Source organism: Bacillus sp. FSL K6-0069, assembly GCF_038007785.1.
In the GTDB taxonomy this organism is placed as follows: Bacteria; Bacillota; Bacilli; order Bacillales; family Bacillaceae_G; genus Bacillus_A; species Bacillus_A mobilis.
This window is the reverse complement of record NZ_JBBOXN010000001.1, coordinates 1-7,500: the sequence shown is the minus strand read 5'-3', so window position 1 is coordinate 7,500 and position 7,500 is coordinate 1. Positions and strand designations below refer to the sequence as shown.

Annotated in this window: 6 protein-coding genes (1 of these 6 only partly in view); all 6 read right to left on the bottom strand. The window is 35.5% G+C overall.

Features of this window, described 5'->3' with window-relative positions; translation table 11 throughout:
- Positions 1-1,312, bottom strand: the 5' portion of a protein-coding gene (gyrA, locus tag MHB74_RS00030) for a DNA gyrase subunit A (protein ID WP_001282859.1). The gene continues 1,160 nt to the left of window position 1, outside the view; only the first 1,312 of its 2,472 coding nucleotides appear in the window; its start codon is at positions 1,310-1,312; its stop codon lies beyond the left edge, outside the window.
- A gap of 88 nt (positions 1,313-1,400) precedes the next feature.
- Entirely contained in the window at positions 1,401-3,323 is a 1,923-nt protein-coding gene (gyrB, locus tag MHB74_RS00025) for a DNA topoisomerase (ATP-hydrolyzing) subunit B (RefSeq protein ID WP_061679590.1), read from the bottom strand.
- Between the two features lie 38 nt (positions 3,324-3,361).
- On the bottom strand, positions 3,362-4,489 hold the full coding sequence (gene recF, locus MHB74_RS00020) for a DNA replication/repair protein RecF (protein WP_000470743.1): 1,128 nt from the start codon (positions 4,487-4,489) through the stop codon (positions 3,362-3,364).
- A gap of 12 nt (positions 4,490-4,501) precedes the next feature.
- Complete coding sequence (gene yaaA / locus MHB74_RS00015; protein ID WP_000821366.1) at positions 4,502-4,714, bottom strand: S4 domain-containing protein YaaA; 213 nt, start codon at positions 4,712-4,714, stop codon at positions 4,502-4,504.
- A gap of 127 nt (positions 4,715-4,841) precedes the next feature.
- Positions 4,842-5,981, bottom strand: coding sequence for a DNA polymerase III subunit beta (gene dnaN / locus MHB74_RS00010; RefSeq protein WP_001212888.1), 1,140 nt, complete (start codon positions 5,979-5,981; stop codon positions 4,842-4,844).
- A 178-nt stretch (positions 5,982-6,159) separates the two neighbouring features.
- The gene (dnaA, locus tag MHB74_RS00005) at positions 6,160-7,500 is read right to left on the bottom strand and encodes a chromosomal replication initiator protein DnaA (protein ID WP_016085337.1); all 1,341 of its coding nucleotides are present in this window, start codon (positions 7,498-7,500) and stop codon (positions 6,160-6,162) included.

Genomic DNA, 7,500 nt, shown 5'->3' with positions numbered 1-7,500 from the left:
GTTCTAATCCTGTTAAACGTTGCAGACGCATATCTAAAATTGCTTGCGCTTGTTTCTCACTTAAACCGAAACGTTCCATTAAGCCTTGCTTTGCAATATCTGCTGTTTTCGAACTACGAATTAACGTAATAACTTCATCAAGATGATCTAAAGCAATTCTCAATCCTTCTAAAATATGAGCACGCGCCTCTGCTTTTTCTAATTCATAAGCAGTACGTCGACGAATTACTACCTTCTGATGCTCCAAGTAATGATATAAATTTTGTTTTAAATTCAATACTTGTGGCTCTCCATTTACAAGAGACAACATATTAATACCGAAACTTGTTTGAAGTGCTGTATGTTTATATAGATTATTTAATAGTACATTGGCATTAGCATCACGGCGTACTTCCATAACAATACGCATACCGTTTCGATCTGACTCATCACGTAAATCCGTAATACCTTCAATTTTCTTGTCACGAACTAATTCTGCGATTTTTTCAATTAATCGCGCCTTATTAACTTGATAAGGTAGTTCAGTTACGAGAATAGATTGTTTACCATTTGACTTTTCTTCAATTTCAACTTTAGCTCGAAGCATAATAGAGCCTCTACCTGTTTCATACGCTCTTCGAATCCCACTTCGTCCCAAAATTAAACCTGCTGTTGGAAAATCTGGTCCTGGAATAAACTCCATTAATTCCGCAATCGTAATATCAGGATTATGGCTTAGTGCCAATACACCATCGATTACTTCACCGAGTTGATGCGGCGGGATATTTGTTGCCATACCAACCGCAATACCCGTCGTACCGTTCACTAATAAATTAGGGAAACGCGCCGGCAATACAATTGGCTCCCTTTCAGAACCATCATAGTTATCTTGATAATCAATCGTGTTTTTTGAAATATCACGTATTAATTCCATAGAAATCTTAGACATTCTTGCTTCTGTATAACGCATTGCTGCTGCTGAATCGCCATCAACAGAACCAAAGTTACCATGCCCATCAACAAGCATATAACGCTGACTAAAATCTTGCGCCATACGTACCATCGTCTCGTAAACAGCTGAATCACCGTGAGGGTGATACTTACCGATTACTTCACCGACAATACGCGCTGATTTCTTATACGCTTTATCAGCTGTAATTCCTAAATCATTCATCGCATATAAAACCCTACGATGCACAGGTTTTAATCCATCACGAACATCTGGTAATGCACGAGATACGATAACACTCATTGCGTAATCTAAAAACGAAGTACGCATTTCATGACTAATATTAATTTCTCGAATTCGTGCTTGTTGTTGATTGTCTGACATCAACGAGCACCTCCTCTTACATTTCCGTTACACATACATTGATTTATATGTAGAAGACAGGAATACTTAGATTCCTGTCATTACCCATTTAAATATCAAGGTTTTTCACGTATTTTGCATTTTCTTGGATAAAGTTACGACGTGGCTCTACTTTATCTCCCATTAAAATTTCAAATGTTTCATCCGCTTCAATTGCATCTTGAAGAGAAACTTGAAGTAATGAACGTACTTCTGGGTCCATTGTCGTCTCCCATAACTGAGTTGGATTCATTTCCCCTAGACCTTTATAACGCTGAATACCTGGCTTAGGTTGGGCTGGTAATTCCGCCAAGATTTTTTCAAGTTCCTTATCGTTGTAAGCATATTGAATTTTCTTACCTTGTTGTACTTTAAATAAAGGTGGCTGTGCGATATATATATAACCACACTCAATTATTTGACGCATATAACGATAGAAGAACGTTAATAATAGGGTACGAATATGCGCACCATCAACATCGGCATCGGTCATAATAATAACTTTATGATAGCGTGCTTTTTCAATATCGAAGTCTCCGCCGATATTTGTGCCGATCGCTGTAATAATTGTACGAACTTCATCATTTGATAAAATCTTATCTAAACGTGCCTTTTCAACATTAATAATTTTACCCTTCAATGGTAAAATTGCTTGAAAATGACGATCGCGCCCTTGTTTCGCAGAACCACCCGCAGAGTCACCCTCTACGATATAAATTTCACTAATTGCTGGATCTTTAGAAGAACAGTCTGCTAATTTCCCTGGTAAACTTGAAACTTCTAAAGCACTCTTTCGGCGAGTTAATTCACGAGCCTTTTTAGCTGCTACACGCGCACGGGCTGCCATAGTCCCTTTATCGATAATTTTACGTGCAACATTGGGATTTTCCAGTAAGAACTTTTCAAATGCCTCTGAGAACACTGACTCTGTAATCGTTCTTGCTTCACTATTTCCAAGTTTCGTCTTCGTTTGTCCTTCGAATTGCGGATTTGGATGTTTAATTGACACAATTGCCGTTAAACCTTCGCGAACATCTTCACCAGTTAAATTACTATCCGCATCTTTTAAAATATTATTTTTACGACCATAATCGTTGATCACACGAGTTAAGGCTGTTTTAAATCCTACCTCATGTGTACCGCCTTCATACGTATGAATATTATTTGTAAATGAGTAAATATGATTTGTATATCCTTCGTTATATTGGAGCGCGACTTCAACTTGAATACCATCTTTTGACCCTTCTACATATACAGGTTCTTCATGAATTGGCTGTTTTGAACGATTTAAATGTTCAACATATGATTTAATTCCACCTTCATAATGGAATTCTTTCTTCTGTTTATGTTCACGTTTATCTTCAATTGTTAATTTAATATTACGATTTAAAAATGCTAATTCGCGCATACGAGTTGCTAACGTATCAAATTCGTATACGATTGTTTCCTGAAAAATTTCTGGATCTGGTTTAAATCGAGTTATCGTCCCTGTTTGATCTGTATCACCAATGACTTTTAAATCCGCAACCGGAATACCTCGTTCGTATTTTTGATAATGGATTTTTCCTTCACGATGTACAAATACCTCTAGTTCTGTTGATAGAGCATTTACTACAGATGCCCCAACACCATGCAAACCACCAGAAACTTTATAACCGCCACCGCCAAACTTACCACCAGCATGGAGAACAGTCATTATAACTTCTACAGCAGGACGTCCCATTTTTTCTTGTATACCAACTGGAATACCACGTCCATTATCCGTTACAAGAATACTATTATCTTCTTCGATACTAACGTTAATTTCATCACAATACCCTGCAAGTGCTTCATCAATACTATTATCGACGATTTCCCAAACAAGATGGTGAAGTCCTTTTCCGCTTGTAGATCCAATATACATCCCAGGGCGTTTTCGAACCGCTTCTAATCCTTCAAGTACCTGTATCTGACTTTCATCATATGAGTTTTCTTCCATTTGCTTTTGTTCCATTGACACAAAGATCACCTACTTTTCCATTTAAATAGGGATTACGCCCTATCTATTTCACAATCTACCGTGCCGTTCGTTACATGAATTGTTTTCGCTTCTTTTAATGTTTCGTGTTCAATTCCGTCGACACTCGTCGTTGTCACAAATGTTTGCACTTTTCCTTGAATTGTATTTAACAGATGCGATTGACGATAATCATCTAATTCTGATAATACATCATCCAATAAAAGAATCGGATATTCCTTAACTTCTGAGTAAATCAATTCAATTTCAGCTAATTTTAGGGACAGTGCGGTCGTTCGTTGTTGTCCTTGCGAACCAAAGACTTGAACATTTTTACTATTAACGAAGAATTGTAAATCATCACGATGAGGACCAATTAAAGTCGTACCACGGAAAATCTCACGTTGTTTCACAGATTGAAAATTTTCATAGTATACTTCTTTTATTTTCGACAAATCCATTGATTCTGATACATCTACACTTGGTTTATAGACAATTTCTAATTCTTCTAATCCACGGCTTATACCGCGATGAATTGGAGCTGCCCATTCTTGTAGTAAATGCAAAAACTCAAACCGTTTTTGCAATATTTTTGCACCATGCTCAATAAGCTGAAGTGTAAATACATCCAACATCGTTTCCTCATTTTTACTATTCCCTTGCATTTTTTTCAGCAAGTGATTTCGTTGCGTGAGCACCTTTTGATATTGACTCAATTCATACAAATAAACTGGGGCTATTTGTCCTAATTCCATATCTAAAAAGCGTCTTCTTACTTGAGGGCTTCCTTTTACAAGATTTAAATCTTCTGGGGCAAACATGACAACATTCATCATGCCAATATATTGACTCAATTTTTGTTGTTCAAGTTGATTTAATTTTGCCTTTTTACCTTTTTTCGAAATATTTAATTCCAAAGACAAAGAACTATTTCTCTTTTGTAATTTCCCTTTAATTTGACCGAAATCTTCATCCCAACGGATAAGCTCGCGATCATTAGAGGTTCTATGAGATTTCGCCATCGCTAAAACGTAAATAGCTTCCATCAAATTCGTTTTCCCTTGCGCGTTTTCACCGATAATCACATTCACTTTATCTTCAAAGGAAAGCTCTAACTTTTCATAATTGCGATAGTTTTTTAACTGTATTTCTGAAATAAACAAAGGGCTCCCCCTTTATGCCTGAACTTGGAAACTTCCGCTTCCTGGAATTTCAATAATATCGTTCGCATATAATTTGCGACCTCTTCTATTTTCAAGTTCTTGATTCACGTACACTTCATATTCTTGTAAAAACCATTTTACAGCGCCACCTGTATCAATTACATCGGCTAACTTTAAAAATTGTCCTAGTGTAATATACTCTGTTGAAATTTTAATACGTTTCATAAAATCGCTCACTTTCTGAAAGTGTTCATTCTTTCATTGTACTAAATAAACTAACATTAGGAAAGTAATACCCAAAAATCAAATAAGGGCTACTAGTATCTGAAAACTAGCAACCCTTACTTCTTACTTAGTAAGTACGAACCGGTAAAATTAATTGAATAATGGACTCATCATTTACTGTGCGAATTAAGAATGGTCTCATTGCGCCAGTAAAGCTAATTTTAATTTCAGTACTATCTAAAGCTTTTAGTGCATCCATCATATATTTTGCACTAAAAGATATTTTTAATTCTTCCCCATCTACTTTTTCACATTGAACTTCTTCTACTACTTTCCCGATTTCTGGTGAATTCGAAGAAATTTCTAGCATTTCTTGTTCTAAAGTTGATAATTTCACAACATTATTACGACCATCCCTTGCTAATAGAGATGCACGATCAATTGCTTGTAAAAATTCTTTTGTATTTACAAAAATATCTGTTTTACTTTCGGCTGGAATTAAACGAGTTGTATCAGGGTAATTCCCTTCTAACAATCTTGAGAAGAATAATAAATGCTTTGTACGGAATAATACTTGATACTCCGTAATAACGATATCTACCATTTCTTCAGACTCATCTAGAATTTTGCTTAATTCATTTAAGCTTTTACCTGGAATAACAACATTCGCTTGAAATTCATCTGCGATTCCTTCGATTTTTGCTTTTCGAAGAGCTAACCTGTGGCTATCTGTAGCAATACAAGTTAGTTCGCTGTTATATACTTTCCAGTTTACACCTGTCAAGATCGGTCTTGTTTCAGAAGTGGAAACTGCAAATACCGTTTGTCTGATCATATGTTTCAGTAAATCTGTTGGAATCTTAAAAACATGATGTTCTTCAATTTGTGGTAACAATGGATATTCAGCAGAATCTAAACCATTTAAATTAAACTCTGATTTTCCAGAAGTTATTTTTGTCATAAAATGATTTTCCACAGAAATTTCGACAGTCTCTTTAGGTAATTTTTTTACAATCTCACTAAAATATTTTGCTTGTAAAATAATACTTCCTGATTGCGCTACTTCTACGATTTCTTTTCCGTCGTCTTCAACTGGGATAAAGGATTCAATTGAAATATCAGCATCGCTTCCTGTTAACGTAACGCCTTCTTCCGTAGCGACAATTTTAATTCCTGTAAGGATCGGAATTGTTGTACGAGAAGAAACAGCCTTCATTACATCTTGTACACTTCTTACAAGATAGTCTTTTTGTATTGTAAAACGCATAAAGAAAAACCTCCGGTAAGTATAAGATTTTATTTAATTAATAAAGATAAAAAATAGTAGTAATAGTAATAGGGCTTGTGGATATGTGGATAACCCCGTTAAAGGATGTAAAAACAGTCTATCTACATGTGGATAGACTGTGCGTAAAACAAGGTAAGTTATTCACACTATTCAGCTACTACTTTAAAATATCGTTAATTTCTTCAACTTGCTTTTGTAATTGCGTATCCGTTTTAAGCAGCTTAGAAATTTTTTCATGTGCATGGATAACTGTTGTATGATCACGTCCACCAAATTCTTCACCTATTTTAGGTAAGGAGGAGTCTGTAAGTTCGCGTGATAAATACATTGCAATTTGGCGAGGGAAAGCAACTGATTTTGTTCGCTTTTTCGCCTTGAAATCTTCCAATTTTATTTGATAAACATCCCCAACAGCCTTTTGAATATCATAAATGGAGATAATTTTTGGTTTAGAATTTGGAATAATATCTTTAAGTGCTTCAGCTGCTAAATCAGCATTAATATCTTTGTTAATTAAAGATGAATAAGCTACAACTCGGATGAGTGCACCTTCTAGTTCACGAATATTTGAATCAATTTGATTTGCAATATAAAGCATAACCTCATTTGGTATATCGAGTCCTTCAGCCTTTGCTTTTTTACGTAAAATTGCAATTCGTGTTTCTAAATCTGGTGGCGTAATATCCGTAATGAGTCCCCATTCAAAGCGAGAACGAAGACGGTCTTCTAAAGTTGGAATTTCTTTTGGTGGCCGATCACTTGAAATTACAATTTGTTTACTTTCTTCGTGTAATGCATTGAATGTATGGAAAAACTCTTCTTGAGTTTGTTCTTTTCCTGCTAGAAATTGAATATCATCTATCAATAAAACATCTACATTACGGTATTTATTACGAAAATCGACCGCTTTATTATCACGAATAGAATTAATGAATTCATTTGTAAATTTTTCTGATGATAAATATACAACCTTTGCGTTTGGGTTATGTTCAATTACATAATGACCAATTGCATGCATTAAATGGGTCTTTCCGAGTCCAACTCCCCCGTAAATAAAGAGGGGATTATATGCTTTAGCTGGCGCTTCGGCTACGGCCAATGAAGCAGCGTGAGCAAAACGATTACCAGAGCCAATAACAAATGTATCAAACGTATATTTTGGATTTAGCATGCTCTGCGGTAAATGATTAGAATCATCTTGTGCTGAATTTGGTTTAGAAGGAGGAAGATCAATCTCCTCTTCAGCTTGACTTTGGGGAATAATAAAGCGAATAGCTAATTTTGCCCCCGTTAAATCGTAAAGTGTTTCCGAAATTAGCTCTGAATAATGAGATTCTAACCAATCACGAGCGAATTCATTTGGAGCCGTAATTGTTAATACGTCTTTCTTTAAATTATGCGCGGTTGTTGACTTTAACCATGTTTCATAACTTGGCTTACTGACCTTTTTTTCTAGTTCTTTTAAGGCACTGTTCCATAAATCAGAGATGTTTTCCAA

Bases quoted from the DNA above. Each gene is read 5' to 3' on its own strand.
- gyrB (WP_061679590.1), bottom strand. From the start codon at position 3,323: ATGGAACAAAAGCAAATGGAAGAAAACTCATATGATGAAAGTCAGATA.
- dnaN (WP_001212888.1), bottom strand. From the start codon at position 5,981: ATGCGTTTTACAATACAAAAAGACTATCTTGTAAGAAGTGTACAAGAT.
- yaaA (WP_000821366.1), bottom strand. From the start codon at position 4,714: ATGAAACGTATTAAAATTTCAACAGAGTATATTACACTAGGACAATTT.